This is a genomic window from Peptoniphilus stercorisuis (assembly GCF_017874395.1).
Lineage (GTDB): Bacteria > Bacillota > Clostridia > Tissierellales > Peptoniphilaceae > Anaerosphaera > Anaerosphaera stercorisuis.
Window position 1 is genome coordinate 44,889 of record NZ_JAGGLJ010000008.1, and the last position, 23,583, is coordinate 68,471.

Consider the following 23,583-nt stretch of genomic DNA (forward strand, 5'->3'; position numbering starts at 1 on the left):
TATTTTGGTTAGTTTTTCAGAATTTTTAAGTGTTATATCAGTTAAAAAAGAAGAATTAAATAATAAAGACGCTACAATTGAAAAAATATATCTAGATGAAAAGAATATGGAGATGTTTTTCCATATTCTTTCTTATAGTGAATTTACACAAGAAGAAAAACAATTAATTTTAAAAGGGGCAAGAAGACTTTTAAGCGAATTTAAAGTTTATATAAAATATGAAGTGCAGTTAAATGACTATAAATCTGAAGAAGATTTAATAAAAAATGAAATATTAAAATACAATCCCTCTAGTGGAGCTTGGATTGAAACTATTAATATAAATGTGAATAGAGAAAATAAATCAGTTCAAATTTTAGTAAATCAAGAAAGTATATATTACTCACTTACTAATAATGGTCTAAAGAAGCATTTAGAAAATAAATTAGAAGAATTTGACACATATAGTGTTCAGTTTTTAATGAATGAAGAAGATTCTAATGGAAAAATAGAAGATTTTATATCAAGTATTGAGTCAGAAGAGAAAAACTTATGTAAAAATATTGAAATTAAAAGAGATATTCCTGCTAAAGAATCAAATAATAATAAATCAAGTGATGAAATATACTCCTATGGAAGAAAAGATATAGGAGAAATTTTAGATATTAGAGACTTAAATTTAAATATGCAAAAAGTTACAGTAAAAGTAGATTTATTTAATTTAGAGGTCAAAAACTTAAAAAGTGGAAAAGACTTACTTATTTTGTCAGTAACAGATTATACATCTTCTATAACTGCAAAGATATTTATGTCTAAAGATAAATCTAAGGATTTTTTAGATAATGTTTCAACTGGAGATACATTAATAATTACGGGAAATATGCAATATGATAACTTTTCTAAATCTGAAAATATAATGATTAGATATTTAGAGGAGTCCTCAAGATATATAAGACAAGATAAAAGTAATGATAAAAGAGTTGAGCTAAAGCTTCATAGTAAAATGAGTACGATGAATGGAGTATCTTCATTTATGAGTCTTGCTAAAAGGGCTAAATATTGGGGCCATGATGCAATAGCTATTACAGATGTTGCAGATGTTCAAGGATTTCCAGAAGCTATGGAAGCTGCAGAAAAATATGATCTAAAATTATTATATGGATTAGATGGGAATTTTGTAGATGATCAGTTGAAAATAGTTACAAATTATGATTCTAATCTTGAATATAATACTTTTGTAGTATTTGATATTGAAACTACTGGGCTTTCTGTTAGAAATGATAAGATAACAGAAATAGGTGCTGTAAAAATTAGAAATGGACATATAGTAGAGCGATTTTCTCAACTTGTAAATCCAGAAATGCCTATTCCGCAAGTTGTAGTAGAACTTACTGGAATAAGTAATTCCTTTGTAGAAAATGAGCCAACAATAGATACTGTTATTAAAGATTTTCATGAGTTTTGTAAAGGTGCAGTATTAGTAGCTCATAATGCTACCTTTGATACAGGATTTATTAGGCGTGAGATGAAGTCTAATAATCTTGAATATGATTATCCAGTAATAGATACACTATCTCTTGCAAGGGCAGTTGTAAAAGGTGTTAAAAGGTTTAATTTAGGAACTATTTCAAAAAGACTTGGTGTTAGTTTGGTAAATGCCCATAGAGCAGTAAATGATGCAGAAGCTACGGCAGAAGTATTTTTGAAAATGCTAGATATAATGGAAAAAGACAATATAAAAACCTTTGATGAAATGAATACTTTAAATAAAGAAATAAATTCTTCAGCTCTTTTTGCAGGAAGTATTTCAATTCTAGTTAAAAATCTAGTAGGACTTAAAAATTTATATAAACTTGTAAGTGAATCTCATATGGAAAATTATTATATAAATGCAAAAGTTCCAAGATCTTTATTAGATAAATACAGAGAAGGATTAATTATAGGAAGTGGAAATTCTTCTTCAGAACTATATAAAGCTGTATTTAATATGGAAACTGATGAAACTATAAAAAATATTGCTAAATATTATGATTATATTGAAATTCAACCAGTGAATAATAATATTTCTTATATAGTAAAAGATATGGTAAAAAGTAAAGAAGATTTACAAAATATAAATAAAAAATTATATTCAATTGGAAAAGAATTAAATATTCCAGTTGTAGCAACAGGTGATGTACATTATCTTGATGAGAAAGATGATATTACAAGAAGAATTATATTAAATGGTCAAACTGGAAGACCTCCTATGAATGCAGAAATTCCTCAAGAACTTTATTTTAAAACAACTGATGAAATGTTAAGAGAATTTTCATATTTAGGTGAGGATATAGCAAGAGAAGTTGTAATAGAAAATACTAATTTAATAAAAGATATGTGTGATGATGTAAAGCCAATACCAGATGGAACATACCCTCCTGTAATTGAGGGATCTGAAAAAGATTTAAAGGATATGTGTTATAAAAAAGCTCATGAAATTTATGGAGATGTACTTCCAGAAGTTGTAGAAAAAAGACTTGAAAAGGAATTAGATTCTATAATAACTCATGGATATGCTGTTTTATATATAATTGCACAAAAACTTGTAAAAAAATCAAATGAAGATGGATATTTAGTAGGTTCAAGAGGATCAGTTGGTTCTTCTTTTGCAGCAACGATGAGTGATATTACTGAAGTTAATCCACTTCCGCCACATTATGTTTGTCCAAATTGTAAACATTCAGAATTTATTGATGATCCAGATATAGGTTCAGGAGTAGATTTAAAGGAAAAAGATTGTCCAAATTGTAATACTAGAATGCGTAAAGATGGGCACAATATTCCCTTTGAAGTATTCTTAGGTTTTTATGGAGACAAAGAGCCTGATATAGATTTAAACTTTGCTGGAGAGTATCAACCAAGAGCTCATAAATATACTGAAGACTTATTTGGAGAGGGATATGTATTTAGAGCAGGAACAATAGGAACAGTAGCTGAAAAAACAGCTTATGGATTTGTTAAGAAATTTTATGAAGAAGAATATATGCCAAATATTGAAGTTGAAAGATTAGCACAAGAGTGTATCGGTGTAAAAAGAACATCGGGACAACATCCTGGTGGAGTTATGATTTGTCCAAGAGACAAGGAGATTTTTGATTTTACTCCAATTCAATATCCAGCAGATGATAAAAAATCAGGTGTTATAACAACGCATTTTGATTATAACTTTATTCATGGAAAAATTTTAAAGCTTGATATTTTAGGGCATGATGGTCCTACTATAATAAAATTATTAGAAGAATTTACTGGAGTAAATTCAATGGAAATACCTCTTGATGATCCAGAAACAATATCTCTTTTTTCAAATGCTGATATTTTAAATATGAATGATGAGATTTTTAAATGTAGTACTGGAACTTTAGGTATCCCAGAGTTTGGTACAAATTTTGTAATCCAAATGTTACTTGAAACAAAACCACAAAACTTTTCTGAACTTGTAAGAATTTCAGGTCTTTCACATGGTACAGATGTATGGACTAATAATGCTCAAGAACTTGTTAGAGCAGGAAGAGCAAAATTATCTGAAGTAATATGTACAAGAGAAGATATTATGCTTTATTTAATTCATGCAGGTGCTGAAAATAAAATGGCCTTTGATACTATGGAAAAAGTTAGAAAAGGTAAAGGGCTAACAGATGATAAGAAAGAAATTATGTCAAAATTACCCTTGCCAGATTGGTATATAGATTCTTGTGAAAAAATTAAATATATGTTCCCTAAAGCTCATGCTGTTGCCTATGTAATGCTTTCTTTTAGAATAGCTTACTATAAAATTAATTATCCGCTTGCATTTTATGCAACACATTTTACAATAAAGCTTGCAGATTTTGATGCTGAACTTGTATTAAGTGGTCCAGATGCAATAAAACAGCAATTAGATATTTTAAAAAATTCAGATGAAAAATTATCAGCAAGAGATAAAGGGCAAATTGCTATTTTTGAAGTTGTATTAGAAATGCTTTCAAGAGGTTATGAGTTTGAACCAGTTGATTTATATAAATCTGAAGCCTCTAAGTTTACAATAGATAATAATAAAGTCTTAATACCTTTAAGAGGATTATCTGGAGTTGGTGAGAATGTTGCTAATAATATAGTTGAAGAAAGAAAAAAAGGAGAATTTTTATCTATTGAAGATTTAGTTAAAAGAACAAAGGCTACTAAGACAAATATTCAAATATTTAAAAAGAATAATATGGTAGATAAACTTCCTGAAAGTAATCAACTTAGCTTATTTAATTTATAAAATGAATTTTTAAAACATACTATTTTTAAGGCCTAAACTATTGGAAATACTAGAGAATTGTGTTATAATTGTTAAGAAAGATATAGAAATTGTTTCAAGAGTGGGTTTTCCCACTCTTGTTTTTTTAAAAAGGGGAGGTGTATTATGAAAAAGGGTGAATTAATTAAAGAGATCTACGAAATAGCTGAAAAAAGCGCTATAAATTTAGGATACGAAATTGTTGATATTGAATACAAAAAAGGATCTAAACACGATTTACTTACAATTTTCATTTACAAGGAAGAAGGAATAGATTTAGATGACTGTTCTGATATGAGCAGAGACATTGAAGATAAAATAGAAAATAGAGATTTAATAGAGAATCCTTACTATTTAGAAGTATCCTCTCCAGGCTTAGATAGACCAATAAAAACAAAAGATGATTTTAGAAGAAACCTGAATAAAGATGTTGAAGTGAAATTATATGCTCCATTAAATGGAGAAAAACATCTAGAAGGAATATTATATTCTTATGATGATGAAAATGTAACTATAAAAAGAGAAAAAGATGAAATAAAATTACCTGTTAAGTCCATTTCGTTAATGAGACAAAGGATTATTTTTTAAGGTGGAGGAAATTATGAATGAAGAATTTATAGGTGCACTAGAAGAGATAGAGCGTGAAAAGGGAATTTCAAAGGAAATTATCTTTGATGCTTTAGAATCAGCACTTATATCAAGTTACAAAAAAAACTTTGGTACATCACAAAATGTAACTGTTGATATAGATCGTGAAACAGGAAAAATTGAATTATTTGCAGTAAAAGAAATTGTAGCTGATGAAGATGTAGAAGATGACAGTGTTCAAATGACGATTACAGATGCAAAAAAATTAGATCCTAAATTTGAAGTAGGAGATATATACAGTAAAGAAATAGAACCTGCAAAGTTTGGTAGAATTGCAGCACAAACAGCAAAACAAGTAGTTATTCAAAGAATAAAAGATGCTGAAAGAGATGTTATATATGAAGATTTTACAGATAGAGAAAATGAAATTATAACAGGTCAAGTTCAAAGAGTTTCTTATGGAAATGTATTTTTTGATTTAGGAAGAACTGAAGCTGTATTACCACAAAATGAACAAATAAAAGGTGAAAATTATAAACAAGGTGATAGATTTAAACTGCTTTTATTAGAAGTTAAAAAAACTACAAAAGGACCACAAGTTGTTTTATCAAGATCACATCCTAATTTAATAAAAAGATTATTTGAATTAGAAGTACCAGAAATTTCTGATGGTATTGTAGAGATTTATTCAATAGCAAGAGAAGCTGGTTCTAGAACTAAAATTGCTGTATTTTCAAGAGATGAAAAAGTAGATCCTCTTGGAGCATGTGTAGGATATAAAGGTGCTAGGGTAAAGGCTATTGTAGATGAATTACATGATGAAAAAATTGATATTGTAATTTATGAAAAAGATATTGAAAAATTTATAGCAAATGCATTAAGTCCTTCAAAAGTAGAAAAAGTATTTGCAAATGAAAAAGAAAAATCTGCTCTAGTAGTTGTACCAGATTATCAATTATCTCTTGCAATAGGTAAAGAAGGACAAAATGCAAGACTTGCAGCTAAACTTACAAACTGGAAAATAGATATAAAATCAGTTGCACAATTTGAAGAATATTTAGAAACTGAAAACTTAACAGAAGAAGATGTTATAAAATTATTCTCAGTTGTTGAAGTTGAGGAAAATGAAGACTTAACAGAAGAAATAATTGAACCTGAAAATAATCTAGAAGACTTAACAGAAGAAGAATCAATAGAAGAAATTATTGAATCAGATGAAGATTCTGAAGATATAGAAGAAGAGTTAGAAAACAATGAAGATTTTGAAATTTAATTTTGGAGTGTATTATGGCTAAAATAAAGAAAGTTCCAATGAGAAAGTGTATTGGTTGTAATGAAAATAAACCAAAAAAAGAACTTATAAGAGTTGTAAAAAACAAAGATGGAGAAATCTTTTTAGACGAAACTGGTAGGAAAAACGGTAGAGGTGCTTATATATGTTTTAATAATGAATGTCTTGAAAAGGCTATTAAATCAAAGGCTTTAAATAGAGCTTTTGAAATGCAAATAGAAAATACGACTTATGATGAGTTAAGAGAATCAATAAATTTATTAAAAAAACAATAGCTCCTCGTCTTTAAGGAGGTGTTCTAATTGTCAAAAATTAGAGTTCACGCATTAGCAAAAGAGTTAGGTATCAGTAGTAAAGATTTAATAGAAAAATTAGAGTCTTTAGAAATAGAGGTAGTAAATCATATGTCAACTATTGGAGAAAAAGAACAAGAGTTGGTTAAAAATTCTTTAAAACCTAGTGTAGAAAAGGTTGAGAAAAAAGAAGAAGATAGTTCTAAAAATTCTAACAATAAAGAAAAAAACAAAACTAATAAATCAGATAAAAAAGATAATAAAAAGAACAAAAAAAGTAAAGCTGGAAAAAAAGAAGAAAAAAAAGAATTAGAAGTTGGAGATGATATTATAATTAGTCTAAATAGTCCTATTACAGTAAAGGAATTCGCGGAAGAAATTGAAAAACCACTAGCACAAGTTATAACAAAATTAATTGGTTTAGGAATAATGGCAAGTCAAAATGAAGCACTTGATGAAGATACTTGTATTTTACTTGCAGATGAATTTGGTGTTGAAGTAGAGTTTAAAGAGCCAGAAGCAGAAAAAACAATTGAAGAAAAATTAGGACTTGATTTTGAAGATAAAGAATCTCAATTAAAATCAAGACCTCCTGTTGTAACAGTTATGGGCCATGTTGATCATGGTAAAACATCATTACTAGATTATATTAAAAATTCACATGTAACTACTTCTGAAGCTGGTGGAATTACTCAACATATAGGAGCTTATACTGTAAATGTTGATGGAAAAAAAGTTACATTTTTAGATACACCAGGTCACGAAGCATTTACTTCAATGAGACTTAGAGGAGCACAAATTACAGATATAGCAATACTTGTAGTAGCGGCAGATGATGGTGTAATGCCACAAACAATAGAAGCTATTTCTCATGCTAAATCTGCAGGAGTTCCAATTATAGTTGCTATTAATAAAATGGATAAACCAACGGCTAATATGGACAGAGTAAAACAAGAACTTATTGAAAATGGTCTTATGCCTGAAGAATGGGGCGGAGACACAATAATGGTTCCTGTTTCTGCAAAAACTGGAGAAGGTATAAGCGATTTATTAGATATGATTCAACTTGTAGCTGAAATGCAAGAACTTAAAGCTAATCCTAATAGAAAAGCTATTGGAACAGTAATAGAAGCAAGACTTGATAAGGGTAAAGGCCCTATGGCAACTATACTTGTACAAAAAGGAACTCTTAGACTTGGAGACTCTGTTGTATCAGGTGTATCTAGTGGTAGAATTAGAGCTATGACTGATGATAAAAATAGAGAAATTAAAAAAGCAGGTCCATCAATGCCAGCTGTAATATTAGGTCTATCAGAAGTTCCTAACTCTGGAGAATTAATATATGCAGTAGAGGATGACAAAGTAGCAAGAGAAATTGCTGATACAAATAGAGCATCAATAAGAGAAGAAAGAATTCATGCTCATACTAAAGTATCTTTAGAAAATCTATTTGATAGAATTAAAGAGGGCGAAATGAAAGAGCTAAACATCGTTGTAAAAGGTGATGTTAAAGGTTCTGTAGAAGCTGTAAATCAATCTTTATTAAAGATAACTAATGAAGAAGTTAAAATTAATATAATTCACTCTGGAGCAGGTGGAATAAACGAAAGTGATATTTCTCTTGCATCAGCATCAAATGCAATAGTAGTAGGATTTAATGTTAGACCTAATATTAATGCTATTGAACTTGCAAAAGTTGAAGATGTAGATGTTAGAACTTACAGAGTAATATATGATATTATAAATGACATTGAAACTGCTGCAAAGGGTATGCTTGAACCTACAATTGTTGAAGAAATTCAAGGTAGAGCTGAAGTAAGACAAACATTTAGACTTCCAGGAAATAGAGTTATAGCAGGAGTTTATGTGCTTAATGGAAAACTTCCTAGAAATTCAATGGTTAAAGTTCTAAGAGATGATATTGTAATCCATGAGGGACCTATTAGTTCTCTTAAGAGATTTAAAGATGATGTAAAAGAACTTGCTACTGGTTATGAAGGTGGTATGACTCTTGATAAATTTAACGATATTAAAGAAGGGGACTTTTTCGAAAGTTATATTCTTAAAGAAGTAAAAAAAGATTAAGGTGATTTTATGAATAAAAAAAGGATTCAACAAATATCAGAAGAAGTAAGAAGATGTGTTTCTGATATTGTGCAAAATAAAGTAAAAGATCCAAGAATCCCTGAGATTATAAGTATATCTCATGTAGATGTTACTAATGATCTTTCCTTTGCAAAAATATATATATCTATATTTGGCTCTGAGAAGGAACAAGAAGAAGCAATAGAAGGACTTAATAGTGCTAAGGGATTTGTAAAAAAAGAACTTGGAAGATCTGTAAAATTAAGAGCAATGCCAGAACTTATTTTTGTAGCTGATGACTCTATAGAAAGAGGAGTAAAAATGGCTAAATTAATAAATGAGGTAAATCATGGAGATAAGTAAATTAAAATCTCTAATAGATAATTCAAATAAAATTTATATAGCATCACATATTAATCCTGATGGGGATAATTTAGGATGTATAAATGCAATGTATTTAGCTCTTAAAAAATATGGAAAAGATAATGTATTTCTTATAGAAGATGATGAAATACCAGATGCTCAAAAGTTTCTTCCTGCAAATAAATTTATGGTGAGAAGCGAAGAATTAGAAAATAATGCTGATTTATTTATTACTCTTGACTGTGCTGATGTAGATAGATTAGCAAGTGCAAAAGATCTATTTAATGGTGCTAAGCATACTGTAAATATAGATCATCACAGTACTAATACAAGATTTGCAGATTTAAATATTGTAGATGAAAATTCTCCAGCAACAGGAGAAACTTTATATGAAGTATTAAAAAATATGAATTTTGAATTAGATAAAGATATTGCAACATCTATATATTCTGCAATATCTTCTGATACTGGAAGTTTTAAATATGACAGTACTAGGAAAGAAACTTTCTTAATAGCTGCAGAACTTATGGATTATAAAATTAATCTAAATGAAATAGCTGTTAATTTATATCAAAAAAGAAGTCTTGGGAAAACTAAACTTTTATTAAAAGTTATGGATACTTTAGAGCTTTATGAAGATAATAAACTAGGAATTGTAGTATTAACAGATGAGGATATAAAATCTTGCAATGCAAGAAAATCTGATGCAGATGGCATAGTAGAATTTGTAAGAGATATTTCAACAGTTGAACTTGCAATTCTTTTAAAAGAAAAAACTGATTGTGTAAGATTTAGTTCTAGAAGTAAATCTTATGTAGATGTAACAAAAATAGCTTCAAAGTTTGGTGGAGGTGGACATATTAGAGCTGCTGGTGCAACTATTAACTCTGATTTAAAAACTGCCAAAGAAGATGTTTTAAAATATGCTATTGAGGAGTTAAGAAGATGAAGGGAATATTAATTTTTAATAAGCCTAAAGGTATAACTTCTCATGATGTAGTTTATATTCTAAGAAGAAAAACTGGAATAAAAAGAATAGGACACACTGGAACCCTGGATCCACTTGCTGAAGGGGTTCTTCCTATGTGTATAGGTAAAGCTACGAAGGTAGCAGAATATATAAGTGCTGATACTAAAGAATATATAGCACGCCTTGAATTTGGATATGAAACAGACACTTATGACATTACAGGAACTACAACTAAAACTACAGACTATATACCAACAATAGAGGAGGTAAGAAGTATTCTAAAAGAATTTACTGGAGAAATACTTCAGGAGCCACCTATGTATTCTGCACTTAAACACAATGGTAAAAAACTATATGAACTTGCAAGAGAAGGAATAACTGTTGAAAGAAAAAAAAGAAAAATAACTATTTCTAATTTAGAAATTTTAAATATAATATCTGATAAAGAAATTGAAATAAAAGTAAATTGTTCTAGTGGAACTTATATTAGATCTTTAGTTAGAGATATGGGAATAGCCTTAAATTCACTATGTACAATGACAGCTTTAAAAAGAACCCAAGTTGGAAACTATAAAATAGAAGATTCAATTACTAAAGAAGAACTGGATCTAATGTCTTTAGAAGAGTTAGAAGAAAAGATTATATCTATGGATACAGCATTAAGTGATTTAGAAGAATTTATTTTACCAGAATGGTTTTACAATCGTGCTATTAATGGTGTACAATTTATATTGAAAAAAAATGTTGAAGAAAAACTATATAGAGTTTATTGCAACAATGAGTTTTTGGGAATTGGCGAAGTTGTAACTAAGGATAGTGACCAAAGGTTGAAAATTAAAAAACTCTTGTTGTAGGGGGGACCTATGGAAATTATAAAAATAGACAAAGACTATATTGCAAATGACAAATCTGTAATAGCTCTTGGGAATTTTGATGGTGTACACTTAGGACATCGAGAATTATTAAAAACTTTAGTATCAAAGGCTAAAGAATTAAATATGAAAAGCAGTATTCTTATATTTAAAGAACATACTAAAAACTTTATTTATAAAGAAAAACAATTTTTATTAACTTCAAATGAAGAAAAATATAGAATATTTGAAGAAATAGGAATAGATATTGTCTATGAAATAATATTCAATGAAGATATTATGACAATGACACCAGAGTATTTTGCAGAAGATTTTTTATTTAATAATTTAAAAATTAATTCTGTAATAGTAGGTTTTGATTATACTTTTGGATATAAAGCAAGTGGAAATATTGAAATATTAAAAGAACTTTGTGAGAAAAATAATATTGATTTAAATATTATAAAACCAGTTGAAATAGAAGGAGATCTATTATCTAGCACTTATATAAGAAATTTAATAAAATCAGGTCAAGTTGATAAGGCTAATAAATTACTAGGTCATTGTTATACAATTGATGGGTATGTAATACATGGAAAGCAACTTGGAAATAAAATGGGTTATCCAACAGCCAATATAGAACCTGATGTAAAATATGTAATTCCAATGTATGGAGTATATGACTCAGATATTATAATTGATGGAAAAGTCTATAAAGCTGCTACAAATATTGGGAAAAATCCAACAATTGAAAATGAAGGATTAAGAGTAGAAGCACATATTTTAAACTTTTCAGAAAGCATTTATGGTAAAAAAGTTGCATTGAGACTTATTAAATTTTTAAGACCTGAAATCAAATTTGATACTGTAGATGAATTGTTTAAACAAATAGCTAAAGATGTAAAAGATGTAGAGAATAGGTGATTTAATTATTTACATCTTAAAAATCTTATGATAATATATTAAATATAATACCATGCATGTGTTTGACGTTCCTCGGCGCTTACTTGTGCATTGGCATATTAAAAATTTTGGAGGTATATAATGATAAAAGCAAATGAAAAAAAAGTAATAATTGAAGAATTTAAAATTAATGAAAAAGATACTGGTTCACCAGAAGTTCAAGTAGCTATTCTTACTAAAAGAATTAATGAACTTAATGAACATTTAAAGGAACATAAAAAAGATCATCATTCAAGAAGAGGTCTTTTAAAAATGGTTGGTAAGAGAAGAAACTTACTTAGATATTTAAAGAAAAAAGATATTGAAAGATATCGTAATCTTATTGAAAAATTAGGAATAAGAGGTTAATGAAAAAGAGCGGGGGGATGCCGCTCTTTATTTTTTAAGAGGAGGAAACATGGAAAAAGTTTTTACCCTAGATTTAGCAGGAAGAACTTTAAAAGTTACAATTGGAAAAGTTGCTGAACAAGCAAATGGAGCATGTCTTTTACAATATGGAGATACTGTTGTATTAGTAACAGCTACAGCTTCTAAAAATCCAAGAGAAGGAATAGATTTCTTTCCATTAAGTGTAGATTTTGAAGAAAAAATGTATTCAGTTGGAAAAATGCCTGGTGGATTTATTAAAAGAGAAGGTAGACCTAGCGATAGAGCAATACTAACTTCTAGACTAATCGATAGACCTATTAGACCACTATTTCCAGAAGGTTATAGAAATGATGTACAAGTAATTGCAACAGTATTATCAGTAGAACAAGATTGTTCTCCAGAAATTGTAGCAATGATAGGTTCTTCTATAGCTCTTGCAATATCAGACATTCCATTTGATGGACCTACAGGTTCTGTTATGGTTGGATATATTGATGGAGAATATATAATTAACCCAACTGAAGAGCAAAGAGAAAAAACTAATATAAATTTAGTTGTTTCAGGAACTGACAGTGCCATAATGATGGTTGAAGCAGGTTCTAATATTGTAACTGAAGAAGAAATGCTAAATGCTATTATAAAAGGTCACGATGAAATTAAGAAAATTTGTACTTTTGTAGATGAAATAGTTGCAGAAGTTGGAAAAGAAAAATCTGAATATGAAGTATTTAAACCTGATGAAGAAATAGCAGAAAAAGTTAAAGAATTTGGTACAGACCTTATTGTTAACGCTATTAATGAAGCAGATAAAATGCTTAGAATAGAACAAGTTGAAAAAGCTAAAGAAACTATTAAAGAGCATTTTGAAGATCTATTAGAAGATTATAAAAAAGATATATCTGCAGTTATGGAAGAAATTGAAGTAACTGAAGTTAGACGTGGAATACTTGAAGATGAAATTAGACCTGATGGAAGAGCATTAACTGAAATCAGACCACTTTCTTCTGAAGTTGGACTTCTACCTAGAACTCATGGTTCAGGACTATTTACAAGAGGACAAACACAAGCTCTTTCTGTAGCAACTTTATCTGGACTTTCAGATGTTCAAGTAATAGATGGAATAGGTGATGATACACCAAAAAGATATATTCATCATTATAATTTCCCACCATATTGCGTAGGAGACACAAGACCAGTAAGAGGACCAGGAAGACGTGAAATCGGACATGGTGCATTAGCTGAGAAGGCATTAGTTCCAGTTATACCATCTGAAGAGGAATTCCCATATGCTATCAGAGTTGTATCTGAAGTATTAAGTTCAAATGGTTCATCATCTCAAGCTTCAATTTGTGGATCTACTTTAGCATTAATGGATGCAGGTGTTCCTATTAAAGCTCCAGTAGCAGGAATTGCAATGGGACTTATTGAAGAAAAAGGTGTAACAAAGATTTTAACAGATATTCAAGGTCTAGAAGATCATTTCGGTGATATGGACTTTAAAGTAGCTGGAACTCGTGAGGGAATAACAGCTATTCAAATGGATATCAAAGTAGAAGGTATCAGTAGAGAAGTTTTAGAAAAAGCTTTAGAACAAGCAAAAGTTGCAAGACTTCAAATACTAGATCATATCCATACTACTATAGAAGAACCAAGAAAAGATTTATCAAAATTTGCTCCAATTATCCATACGATTTCTATTAAACCAGAAAAAATAGGAGATGTTATTGGTGCAGGTGGTAAAGTTATTAATAAAATAATTGAACAAACTGGCGTTAAAATAGATATAGATGAAGATGGAAAAGTTGCAGTTCTTTCTGAAGACAATGAAAAAGCACAAGAAGCTATTAAAATTATTGAAGGAATTGTAAAAGAAGTTGAACCTGGAGATATCTATGAAGGAAAAGTTAAGAAAATAATGAAATTTGGAGCTTTTGTAGAACTTAAAAAAGGAACAGAAGGATTACTTCATATTTCAGAAATTCAACATGAAAGAACTAATAAAGTTGAAGATGTTCTTAAAGCTGGAGAAATTGTTAAAGTAAAAGTATTAGATATTGATCAAGATGGCAAAATTTCTTTATCAAGAAAAGCATTAATTGAAAAAGAAGAAAAAGATTGTCAATAATTGTTTATAAAATGAATTAACATGAACCCACTGGTTCATGTTTTTTTAGGAATAAAAGGAGTAATTATGAAAGTTAAGATTGTAAATAAAAGTAAAAATGAACTTCCAAAGTATCAAACTAAGGGTTCTTCAGGAATGGATTTAAGAGCAAATTTAGAAGAACCTTTAATTTTAAAAAATTTAGATAGAGCATTGGTTCCAACTGGAATTTTTGTAGAAATACCAGAGGGTTTTGAAGGACAAGTTCGTGCAAGATCAGGACTTGCTCTTAAAAAAGGATTATCACTTCCAAATGGAATAGGAACTATCGACTCAGACTACAGAGGAGAGCTTAAAGTAATAGTTATAAACCTTGGTAGAGAAGATATCATTATTAATGATGGAGATAGAATAGCTCAACTTGTAATAATGAAATATGAGCGTGCAGAAATTGAGATAGTTGAGTCTCTTACTGATTCTGACAGACAAGAAGGTGGCTTTGGACATACTGGTGTTTAATAGTTTTTGACTTTTCTTTATGTTATAATTAATACAAAAGAGGTGTTATATTGGACAAGAGAAAAACTAAAAAAAAATCAGTAAAGAAAAAAACTAAATCTACTAAAGAGTTAAATTCTAAAAAAATAAATGTTGAAATTTTAGGATTATTTTTAATAGTATTTGGAATTATCTCTTTTATAAGTTTGTATAGTAATAAAATGGGCATAGTGGGAACTTTACTTTATAAATTCTTTTCCTTAACTTTAGGAAGTGGGAATTTTATAATGCCTATATTATTAGTATTTTGGGGAATAGTTTTAAATAGTAAAAATCTTATTAACTCTTATAAAAGATATATAATAGGTACTAGTTTAATCTTACTTTGTATATTGATTATTTTAGATGGTAGTAAGCCCTATGATTTAACATTAATTGATAGAATTCAATTATCACTAGAATATGCTGATATAGCTCGCAGTGGTGGAATAATAGGAGCAATATTTGGTTTTTTTATGTATAAATTATTTGGATCAATAGGTACTTATACAATACTAACTATTGTTATTTTAGTAAATATATATTTCATATTAAAATTAAATCTTTCAAATATTAAAGACTTATTTAAAAATATAAAAATTAAATTTGAAGAATACAAAAAAAGAGCAATAGAAAATAAAAAACAAAAAGAAATAGAAAATAACAAAGAGACTGTTAAAGAAAAAAGTGCTAAAAAAACAAAGAAAAAATCCACTAAAGAAAAAAATAAAGAAATTAGCAAGAAAAATGTTGTAATAACAGAATATAGTAGTAATAAAAATAAAGAAGATACACCAAAAAATAATGATGTAATAGATGAAAATTCAGAAGATGATGATGTAGTATTAGAAATAGATGAAATGCAAAAAAGTGATTATACATTTCCTCCTATTGAGCTATTAGACATTACAGAATTAAAGAATAATACATCAAGAGATGAAATTATTAAAAATGGCGAAATAATTGAAGAAACAATGGAAAACTTTGGAATAGATTCTAAAATTGTTGCCATTAATAAGGGTCCTGTTATTACTTGTTATGAATTAGAGCCTGCTCCAGGTGTTAAACTTAGTAAAATAGTTGCTTTAAATGATAATATTGCAATGAGTCTTGCAAGTTCGGATATTAGGATTGAAGCTCCTATTCCTGGCAAATCAGCAGTTGGAATAGAAGTTCCAAATAAAATAAAAGATCCTGTAAGTGTAAGAGAAATTATAGAAAGTGATGTATATAATAATCTAAATACAGATCTTCCACTAGCACTTGGAAAAGATGTATCAGGAGAAATTATTATATCTTCAATAGATAAAATGCCTCACTTACTTATTGCAGGAGCAACAGGATCAGGTAAATCTGTTTGTATTAATAGTATACTTACAAGTATATTGTATAAATCATCACCTGAAGAGGTAAAGTTAATGCTTATAGACCCTAAGGTTGTTGAGTTAAATGTATACAATGGAATTCCTCATCTATTGATACCAGTTGTAACAGATACAAAAAAAGCAGCACTTGCATTAAGTTGGGCTGTTGGAGAAATGGAAAAAAGATATAAATTATTTGCTGAAAGTTCAGTAAGAGATTTAAAATCATATAATAAAAAATTAGAAAAAAATGGAAATAAAGATGATAAACTTCCGAAAATAGTAATTGTTGTAGATGAACTTGCTGATTTAATGATGGTTGCTGCAAGTGAAGTTGAAGATTATATAGCAAGACTTGCTCAAATGGCAAGAGCTGCAGGAATATATTTAATTATTGCAACACAAAGGCCTTCTGTAGATGTAATTACAGGTACAATTAAGGCAAATATTCCATCTAGAATTGCTTTTGCAGTATCTTCTGCTGTGGACTCAAGAACTATCTTAGATATGGGTGGAGCTGAAAAATTACTTGGAAAAGGAGATATGTTATTCTATCCAAGTTTCTATTCAAAACCTCAAAGAGTTCAAGGTGCTTTTATAAGTGATGAAGAAGTTGAAAGTGTAGTTGACTTTATAAAAGCAAATTCATCAGATATAAAAGAAGATAAATTAGAAAAAATTATAATAAAAGAAATAGAAAAGAAAAAGAATGAAAGTCAAAGTGAAAAAGATCCTCTATTTTTTGATGCATTATCATATATAGTAAATGAGGAGCAAGCTTCAATTTCATTTCTACAAAGAAAACTTAGGATTGGATATTCAAGAGCTGCTCGAATTGTAGATCAAATGGAAGAAGTTGGAATACTTGGACCACATGAAGGATCTAAGCCAAGAAGTTTATTAATGAGCAAGGAAGAAATAGAAAAGATATTGGAGGAAATTAATGAATAACATTAATTTTGTAACATTAGGTTGTTCAAAAAATGAAGTTGACACATCTCTTATGAAATCTGTATTAGATAATAGTAAATATGCTGTTACAGAGGATGTTAGAGAAGCCAATATAATAGTAGTAAATACTTGTGGTTTTATAGATTCAGCAAAGGAAGAATCTATTGAAACTATATTAGAATGTGCGAAATTTAAAGATTCAGAGTTTGGAAAATGTGATAAATTAATATTAGCTGGTTGTTTAGCTCAAAGATATTCCAAAGAGTTGCTTGAAGAAATGCCAGAAGTTGATGGTATTTTAGGAACTGGAAATATTAAAGATATTAATGTTTTTTTAGATAAAGTTTTAGATGATAAAAAAATAATTAAAGCTGATAATATTAATGATGAATATTTAGAGGGATATAAAAAAGAAAAAAATTCTATTTTAAAAACTGAATATGTAAAAATTTCAGAAGGTTGTAATAATAATTGTACCTATTGCATAATTCCTAAATTAAGAGGAAAAAATAGATCTAGAAATATAGAATCTATAGTAGAAGAAGTAGAGTATCTAGCTAATAATGGAACTGAAGAAGTTATTTTAATAGCTCAAAATACTACTGATTATGGAATAGATAATTATAAAGAATATAAACTTCATGAATTAATAAAAGAAATATCTAAAATAGAAAAAATTAAATGGATCAGAGTTATGTATTTATATCCAGATCATTTTACAGATGAACTAGTAAATGAGTTTATAAACAATGAAAAATTAGTAAAATATGTAGATATTCCACTACAACATATTAGTAACAATGTTCTTAAAAATATGAATAGAAGAACTAATAAAGATGATATTATTAATTTAATAAAAAAACTTAGAAAAAACGTGCAAAATATAGTTATAAGAACTACATTTATAGTAGGCTTTCCAGGAGAAAGTGAAGAAGATTTCAATGAATTAACTAATTTTATTGAAGAAAATCCTTTAGATAAAGTGGGAGCTTTTAAATATTCACAAGAAGAAGATACAGTTGCTTGTTCTATGAATAATCAAATAGATGAAGAAATAAAAGAAGATAGATTAAATAGATTAATGGAAGTACAACAAGAAATTTCATCTAACTTACTTGAAAAAAACATTGGTAAAACTTTAGAAGTTATTGTAGAGGAAGTTGCTGGAGATAATCTATTTATAGGCAGATCTTATATGGATTCTCCAGAAATAGATGGTGTTGTATATATTCATAGTGATGAGCCTTTAGACTTAGGTAGTTTTGTTAATGTTAAAATTAATGAAACCCTAGAATATGATTTAATAGGAGAATTAATATGAATTTGCCAAATAAATTAACATTTTTAAGAATATTAATGGTACCAATTTTTGTAGTATTAATGTATTGTAATTTTGAAAATTCAAGACTTGTAGCAACAGCAGTATTTGCAATAGCTTCATTCACTGATTTTTTAGATGGCTATCTTGCAAGAAGAGATGGACTTGTTACAAATTTTGGTAAATTTGCAGATCCTTTAGCTGATAAAATCCTTGTGTGTGCAGCTCTTATTTGTTTAACTGAAATAGGAGACATTCCTGCTTGGGGCGTAATTATTATAATAGCTAGAGAATTTGCAGTTACAGGACTTCGTGTTATAGCTGCATCTGAAAATATTACAATAGCAGCAAGTAAACTTGGAAAAATAAAGACAGTATCTCAATTAATTGCTATGATACTTTTATTATCTGATATTGTAAGTTTATATAATGCTGGTTTATATTTATTCTACTTTGCAGTTTTATTTACAATAATATCAGGAATAGATTATTTTGTTAAAAATATTAAAGTATTGGATTTAAAAAATATTTGAGGTGAAATTTGAAAGCTGAAATATTAACAATAGGAACAGAAGTATTAATCGGAAGTATTTTAAATACAAATGCTAAATTTTTATCTGAAAAATTATCTGAAATAGGTGTTAATGTTGAGTATCAAATTTCTGTAAAAGATGACTATGATAAAATATATGACCAAATAAATAGATCTATAGAAAGATCAGATTTAATATTTTTATGTGGTGGACTTGGACCTACAGAAGATGATATTACAAAAGATGTTTTAGCAGATGTATTAAATAAAAAGCTATATATTGATAAAAAAGAAGAAGAGAATTTATTAGAGTTTTATAAAAATTCTAATAAAACTATGACTAAAAATAATATTAGACAAGTTCGAGTAATAGAAGGATCAAAAGTTTTTCATAACCATTGGGGGATAGCTCCTGGAGAACTTATTGAATTAGATAGTAAAAAAATATTTTTATTACCAGGGCCACCAAAGGAATTTGAACCTATGGTTAATAAATATGTTTTAAATAATATCTATGAAGATAATGATATTGAAATTTTATCTATTAATATAATAGGTCTTGGAGAATCAAATATTGAAGATAGAATTAGAAAATTAAATATAAATTATAATAATGTTACAATTAATACCTTTGCTCATTTCTATGATACTGAAGTAAAAATTATAGCTGAGGGACTTAATAGTGAATTATTAAAAGAAGAAATCAGTAAAATTGAATATTTAATAAGAAAAGAATTTGGTAAAAATGTATATTCAACAGGTTTGACAACACCATGTGAAACTCTAGTTAAAAAATTAATAGATAAAAATATAAAAATAAGTTTTGCGGAATCTATTACTGGAGGTTTACTTTCATCAAAGATAACATCAGTTCCAAACTCTTCTAAAATTTTAAAATCATCTTATGTGACATATTCAAATGAGGCTAAAATCTTTGAACTTAATGTAAGAGAAGAAACTTTAAATGAATTTGGTGCAGTTAGTGAAGAAACAGCTATTGAAATGGCAAGAGGTTTATATAATAAAGGATTTTCTAATATTGCAATATCAATTACCGGTGAAGCAGGTCCTACTCCAACAGAAAAAGAAGTGGGACAAGTATTTATTTGTTTTTATGAAGGCGAAGATAATTATTTTATTAAAGATATAAAATTTCATGGAAATAGAAATGAAATACAAGAAAGAGCTGCAAACTATATAATTACAAAATTATTATTAAAAATCAATTAAGGGGGCAAGTAAAATGGAAAATGAAAATAAAAAGAAAGCACTTGATTTAGCAATTGCTCAAATAGAAAAACAATATGGTAAAGGTTCCATAATGAAATTAGGTGAACATTCAACTTTAGATATTGAAACTATAGAAACAGGTTCTTTAGCTCTTGATTTAGCTTTGGGAGTTGGTGGAATTCCAAAGGGAAGAATAATTGAGATTTATGGACCAGAATCATCAGGAAAAACAACACTTGCTCTTCATATATTAGCAGAAGCACAAAAAAGCGGTGGAATAGCAGCTTTTATAGATGCAGAGCATGCTCTTGATCCTGCCTATGCTAGAAATCTTGGTGTAGACACAGAAAATTTAATAATTTCTCAACCAGACACAGGCGAACAAGCACTTGAAATTACTGAATCTTTAGTAAGAAGTAACGCTGTTGATCTTGTAGTTATAGACTCAGTTGCGGCACTAGTACCAAAGGCTGAAATCGAAGGCGAAATGGGAGATAGTCATATGGGACTTCAAGCAAGACTTATGTCTCAAGCACTTAGAAAACTAACAGGTGCAATTAATAAATCTAAAGCATCAGTTATATTTATCAACCAATTAAGAGAAAAAATTGGAGTAATGTTTGGAAATCCAGAAACTACTACAGGTGGTAGAGCTCTGAAATTTTATGCATCAGTTAGACTTGATATAAGAAAAATTGAAAATTTAAAACAAGGTGATGACATAATAGGTAATAGAGTTAGAGTTAAAGTTGTTAAAAATAAAGTAGCACCACCTTTTAAACAAGCTGAATTTGACATTATGTATGGAAAAGGTATTTCAAAAGAAGGTAATATTTTAGATGTAGCTGTTCAAGCAGACATTATAAATAAAGCAGGATCTTGGTATTCTTATGGTGAAGAAAAATTAGGACAAGGTCGAGAAAATGCTAAAAATTTCTTAGTTGAAAATCCAGAGATATTAACTGAAGTTGAAAAGAAAGTTAGACAATTTTATGAATTAATTCCTGCAGATGAAGAAGTAGAAATAAAAGAAGAAAGCAAGAAAGACGAAAAATAAGGATTGTGATAATTTGAAATTATTATATTTTACAGACACTCATATTAGAGGAAACAATCCAAAAAATAGAAAAGACAATTTTATTGAAACATTAAAAAATAAATTAAATGAAGTTGTTGATATTAGTATAAATGAAAATGTTGATTATATATTACATGGGGGCGATTTATTTGATCGTCCCGATATTTCTATTGCAGTGGTTAGTGAGTTTTCTCAAATATTACAAAAGTTTGAAGCTCCTATTTATATAGTTAGTGGTAATCATGATATTTTTGGACATAATCAAAAAACCATAAATAGAACTATGCTTGGATTATTATCTAGCTTAAACCTTGTAAAATTAGTTGATGAAAATCCAATTATTTTAGAAAAAGATAATATAAAAGTTCAATTAACGGCAAATCCATATTCTTTTAATATGGAAGATGAGTCTTATAAAGATAAATACAAAGTATTAGAAAAAAATAAAGATGTAAATTATATGATTCATATGGTACATGGATTTTTATTAGATAAACCTTTTATTAAAGGAGTTCCTCATACATTAATAAGTGAAATTACAGATACACTTGCAGATATAACACTTGCTGGACATTATCATTTTGGATTTAAAACTATTAATATAGATAATAAATATTTTATAAATCCTGGATCTATAGTTAGAATTTCTAATAGTTTAGAAGAGATAAAAAGACGTCCTAAGGTTATTTTAATAGACTTAAAAGATGAAATATCTATAAAAGAAATTTATTTAAAATCAGCACTTCCAGGAGAACTTGTATTAGACAGAAATGAAATGGAAAGACATAAATTTAAAAGAAGTAAAATATATGAATTTAAAGAGATAATAGATACGACATCAGATCTAGGAAGTTTAGATATATTTAATTTATTAGTTCAAATTTCTAAAAATGAATCAATACCAGAAGATGTTAGAGATGAAGCTATAAAAAGGGTACAAGACATTCAATTAAGGGAGGCTGAATATTAATGATTTTTATTACAAAAGTAGAACTTAAAAATTTTCAGTCTCATGAAAATACTACTTTAGAGTTTCATCGTGGTTTAAATGTAATTGTTGGAAATTCTGATAGTGGAAAGACTGCAATACTTCGTGCTATTAAATGGGCATTATATAATGAACCCTTAGGAGATTATTTTATAAAACAAGGTGAAAAAGATGTTTCTGTCACAATTCACTTTAACACTAATGCCATAGTTAGACGATATAGATCTTCATCTAAAAATACTTACTATTTAAAAAAATCTGATGGTGAAGAATATACTTTTGATGGATTTGGACAAAGAGTTCCAAAGGAAATAATTGATGAAATAGAAATGGATAAGATCAACTTAGATGAAAAATCTACATCAATTATAAATATTGCAGAACAACTTGAAGGTCCTTTTCTATTAAATGAAAAATCATCAATTAGAGCAAGTGCAATAGGTAGACTAGTTGGTGTGAATTATATAGATGACGCCTTAAGAGAAACTATTAGAGATAATAAACAAATTAATTCTAATATTAAAAATTTATATATCAGAAAAGAAAATTTAGAAGAGGATTTAAAAAAGTTTGATTATTTAGATAAAGCCGAAGAGGATTTAAACAATCTAAAAAAAATAAGAACTCTTATTTTAGATAATCAATCAAAGTTAAATTTATTAATTAATTTTAATGAGAATTTAAAAAACTTAAATGCAAAAATTGAAATTAACGAAGAAATTTACAGTAAATATACAAATTTAGACTTAATTGCTGAAAAAATTTATTTAGAAGAAAATAACTTGAATAATTTAAAAAGATTTAGAAGATATAGTGAAGAAATAAAAAGAGCTAATATTAATATAAAAAACAATCAAATATTAATTAATAAATTTATAGATATAGATAAATTAAATTCAAATCTTTTATTATTAGATTTTAAACTAAAAAATTATAAAAAATATACTAATTTATATTCTAATCTTATTAAGTTAAAGGAACAAAAAAATTCATTAAAATATCTTTTAGATAAATATATTTACTTAGATGAATTATATGTAAAAGCTAGAAGTTTAGATGAATATATTTATAGATATAATAAGATAAGTAAATTAAATAAAAATTATAATTATACTAATAAACGAATAAATGATGGTCTGATTTTTTTAAATAAATTATCTTATATAGGAGAATTTGAAGAAGATATAAATACTATTTATGTAAAAAATAAAAAACTAGAAAAATTAAAAGTATCTCTATTAGATTATAAGAATTTATCTCTTAAAATAAGTAAAAGAGATAAGGAATTAAAAATATTAAATTATAATCTAGATGAAGATATGAAAACTTATAATACTCTTTTATTAGACTTAGGATATTGTCCTTTTTGTAGAAGTAAAATTGATAATAATACATTAGAACATATAAATCAACATTTTTTGAGGTGAAA

General features: G+C 27.7%; 19 protein-coding genes. All 19 read left to right on the forward strand.

Annotated elements, in window-relative coordinates; genetic code table 11:
* The first annotated feature begins 4 nt into the window (after positions 1–4).
* Positions 5–4,261 (forward strand): PolC-type DNA polymerase III, encoded by a 4,257-nt coding sequence (locus tag J2Z71_RS05140; RefSeq protein ID WP_210060781.1) that lies wholly within the window; start codon positions 5–7, stop codon positions 4,259–4,261.
* 144 nt (positions 4,262–4,405) lie between these two features.
* On the forward strand, positions 4,406–4,867 hold the full coding sequence (locus tag J2Z71_RS05145; protein WP_210060782.1) for a ribosome maturation factor RimP: 462 nt from the start codon (positions 4,406–4,408) through the stop codon (positions 4,865–4,867).
* A 13-nt stretch (positions 4,868–4,880) separates the two neighbouring features.
* Positions 4,881–6,140 carry a transcription termination factor NusA gene (gene nusA / locus J2Z71_RS05150; RefSeq protein ID WP_210060783.1) on the forward strand — a complete coding sequence of 420 codons (1,260 nt, stop codon included), beginning with the start codon at positions 4,881–4,883 and terminating at the stop codon, positions 6,138–6,140.
* Positions 6,141–6,154: 14 nt separating this feature from the next.
* Positions 6,155–6,433 carry an RNase P modulator RnpM gene (gene rnpM / locus J2Z71_RS05155; protein ID WP_210060784.1) on the forward strand — a complete coding sequence of 93 codons (279 nt, stop codon included), beginning with the start codon at positions 6,155–6,157 and terminating at the stop codon, positions 6,431–6,433.
* A gap of 27 nt (positions 6,434–6,460) precedes the next feature.
* On the forward strand, positions 6,461–8,536 hold the full coding sequence (gene infB, locus J2Z71_RS05160; RefSeq protein WP_210060785.1) for a translation initiation factor IF-2: 2,076 nt from the start codon (positions 6,461–6,463) through the stop codon (positions 8,534–8,536).
* 9 nt (positions 8,537–8,545) lie between these two features.
* Positions 8,546–8,899, forward strand: a complete 354-nt coding sequence (rbfA, locus tag J2Z71_RS05165; RefSeq protein ID WP_210060786.1) for a 30S ribosome-binding factor RbfA — start codon at positions 8,546–8,548, stop codon at positions 8,897–8,899.
* On the forward strand, positions 8,886–9,848 hold the full coding sequence (locus J2Z71_RS05170; RefSeq protein WP_210060787.1) for a DHH family phosphoesterase: 963 nt from the start codon (positions 8,886–8,888) through the stop codon (positions 9,846–9,848). Before rbfA ends, J2Z71_RS05170 begins: the two co-directional genes overlap by 14 nt.
* The gene (gene truB, locus J2Z71_RS05175) at positions 9,845–10,723 is read left to right on the forward strand and encodes a tRNA pseudouridine(55) synthase TruB (protein ID WP_210060788.1); all 879 of its coding nucleotides are present in this window, start codon (positions 9,845–9,847) and stop codon (positions 10,721–10,723) included. Before J2Z71_RS05170 ends, truB begins: the two co-directional genes overlap by 4 nt.
* Before the next feature lie 9 nt (positions 10,724–10,732).
* Positions 10,733–11,644: a bifunctional riboflavin kinase/FAD synthetase gene (locus tag J2Z71_RS05180; RefSeq protein ID WP_210060789.1), complete on the forward strand. Its 912-nt coding sequence runs from the start codon at positions 10,733–10,735 to the stop codon at positions 11,642–11,644.
* A 120-nt stretch (positions 11,645–11,764) separates the two neighbouring features.
* Positions 11,765–12,031, forward strand: coding sequence for a 30S ribosomal protein S15 (gene rpsO / locus J2Z71_RS05185; protein ID WP_210060790.1), 267 nt, complete (start codon positions 11,765–11,767; stop codon positions 12,029–12,031).
* Between the two features lie 49 nt (positions 12,032–12,080).
* Entirely contained in the window at positions 12,081–14,177 is a 2,097-nt protein-coding gene (locus tag J2Z71_RS05190; protein ID WP_210060791.1) for a polyribonucleotide nucleotidyltransferase, read from the forward strand.
* A 66-nt stretch (positions 14,178–14,243) separates the two neighbouring features.
* Positions 14,244–14,675, forward strand: a complete 432-nt coding sequence (dut, locus tag J2Z71_RS05195; RefSeq protein WP_210060792.1) for a dUTP diphosphatase — start codon at positions 14,244–14,246, stop codon at positions 14,673–14,675.
* Between the two features lie 50 nt (positions 14,676–14,725).
* Complete coding sequence (locus J2Z71_RS05200) at positions 14,726–17,008, forward strand: FtsK/SpoIIIE family DNA translocase (protein ID WP_245311188.1); 2,283 nt, start codon at positions 14,726–14,728, stop codon at positions 17,006–17,008.
* Positions 17,001–18,329: a 30S ribosomal protein S12 methylthiotransferase RimO gene (gene rimO / locus J2Z71_RS05205; RefSeq protein WP_210060793.1), complete on the forward strand. Its 1,329-nt coding sequence runs from the start codon at positions 17,001–17,003 to the stop codon at positions 18,327–18,329. The genes J2Z71_RS05200 and rimO overlap by 8 nt, the downstream gene beginning before the upstream one ends.
* Positions 18,326–18,859 (forward strand): CDP-diacylglycerol--glycerol-3-phosphate 3-phosphatidyltransferase, encoded by a 534-nt coding sequence (pgsA, locus tag J2Z71_RS05210; RefSeq protein WP_210060794.1) that lies wholly within the window; start codon positions 18,326–18,328, stop codon positions 18,857–18,859. The genes rimO and pgsA overlap by 4 nt, the downstream gene beginning before the upstream one ends.
* Before the next feature lie 8 nt (positions 18,860–18,867).
* Positions 18,868–20,088 carry a competence/damage-inducible protein A gene (locus tag J2Z71_RS05215; RefSeq protein ID WP_210060795.1) on the forward strand — a complete coding sequence of 407 codons (1,221 nt, stop codon included), beginning with the start codon at positions 18,868–18,870 and terminating at the stop codon, positions 20,086–20,088.
* A 13-nt stretch (positions 20,089–20,101) separates the two neighbouring features.
* Positions 20,102–21,145 carry a recombinase RecA gene (gene recA / locus J2Z71_RS05220; RefSeq protein ID WP_210060796.1) on the forward strand — a complete coding sequence of 348 codons (1,044 nt, stop codon included), beginning with the start codon at positions 20,102–20,104 and terminating at the stop codon, positions 21,143–21,145.
* 13 nt (positions 21,146–21,158) lie between these two features.
* Positions 21,159–22,136: a metallophosphoesterase family protein gene (locus tag J2Z71_RS05225; RefSeq protein WP_210060797.1), complete on the forward strand. Its 978-nt coding sequence runs from the start codon at positions 21,159–21,161 to the stop codon at positions 22,134–22,136.
* Complete coding sequence (locus J2Z71_RS05230) at positions 22,136–23,581, forward strand: AAA family ATPase (protein ID WP_210060798.1); 1,446 nt, start codon at positions 22,136–22,138, stop codon at positions 23,579–23,581. Before J2Z71_RS05225 ends, J2Z71_RS05230 begins: the two co-directional genes overlap by 1 nt.
* Positions 23,582–23,583 lie beyond the last annotated feature (2 nt).

Excerpts from the sequence above, each read along its gene's own strand:
- dut (WP_210060792.1), top strand. The coding sequence starts at position 14,244 with ATGAAAGTTAAGATTGTAAATAAAAGTAAAAATGAACTTCCAAAGTAT.
- J2Z71_RS05180 (WP_210060789.1), top strand. The coding sequence starts at position 10,733 with ATGGAAATTATAAAAATAGACAAAGACTATATTGCAAATGACAAATCT.
- nusA (WP_210060783.1), top strand. The coding sequence starts at position 4,881 with ATGAATGAAGAATTTATAGGTGCACTAGAAGAGATAGAGCGTGAAAAG.
- truB (WP_210060788.1), top strand. The coding sequence starts at position 9,845 with ATGAAGGGAATATTAATTTTTAATAAGCCTAAAGGTATAACTTCTCAT.
- rpsO (WP_210060790.1), top strand. The coding sequence starts at position 11,765 with ATGATAAAAGCAAATGAAAAAAAAGTAATAATTGAAGAATTTAAAATT.
- J2Z71_RS05230 (WP_210060798.1), top strand. The coding sequence starts at position 22,136 with ATGATTTTTATTACAAAAGTAGAACTTAAAAATTTTCAGTCTCATGAA.
- J2Z71_RS05170 (WP_210060787.1), top strand. The coding sequence starts at position 8,886 with ATGGAGATAAGTAAATTAAAATCTCTAATAGATAATTCAAATAAAATT.
- J2Z71_RS05145 (WP_210060782.1), top strand. The coding sequence starts at position 4,406 with ATGAAAAAGGGTGAATTAATTAAAGAGATCTACGAAATAGCTGAAAAA.
- J2Z71_RS05190 (WP_210060791.1), top strand. The coding sequence starts at position 12,081 with ATGGAAAAAGTTTTTACCCTAGATTTAGCAGGAAGAACTTTAAAAGTT.
- rimO (WP_210060793.1), top strand. The coding sequence starts at position 17,001 with ATGAATAACATTAATTTTGTAACATTAGGTTGTTCAAAAAATGAAGTT.
- pgsA (WP_210060794.1), top strand. The coding sequence starts at position 18,326 with ATGAATTTGCCAAATAAATTAACATTTTTAAGAATATTAATGGTACCA.
- recA (WP_210060796.1), top strand. The coding sequence starts at position 20,102 with ATGGAAAATGAAAATAAAAAGAAAGCACTTGATTTAGCAATTGCTCAA.
- rnpM (WP_210060784.1), top strand. The coding sequence starts at position 6,155 with ATGGCTAAAATAAAGAAAGTTCCAATGAGAAAGTGTATTGGTTGTAAT.
- rbfA (WP_210060786.1), top strand. The coding sequence starts at position 8,546 with ATGAATAAAAAAAGGATTCAACAAATATCAGAAGAAGTAAGAAGATGT.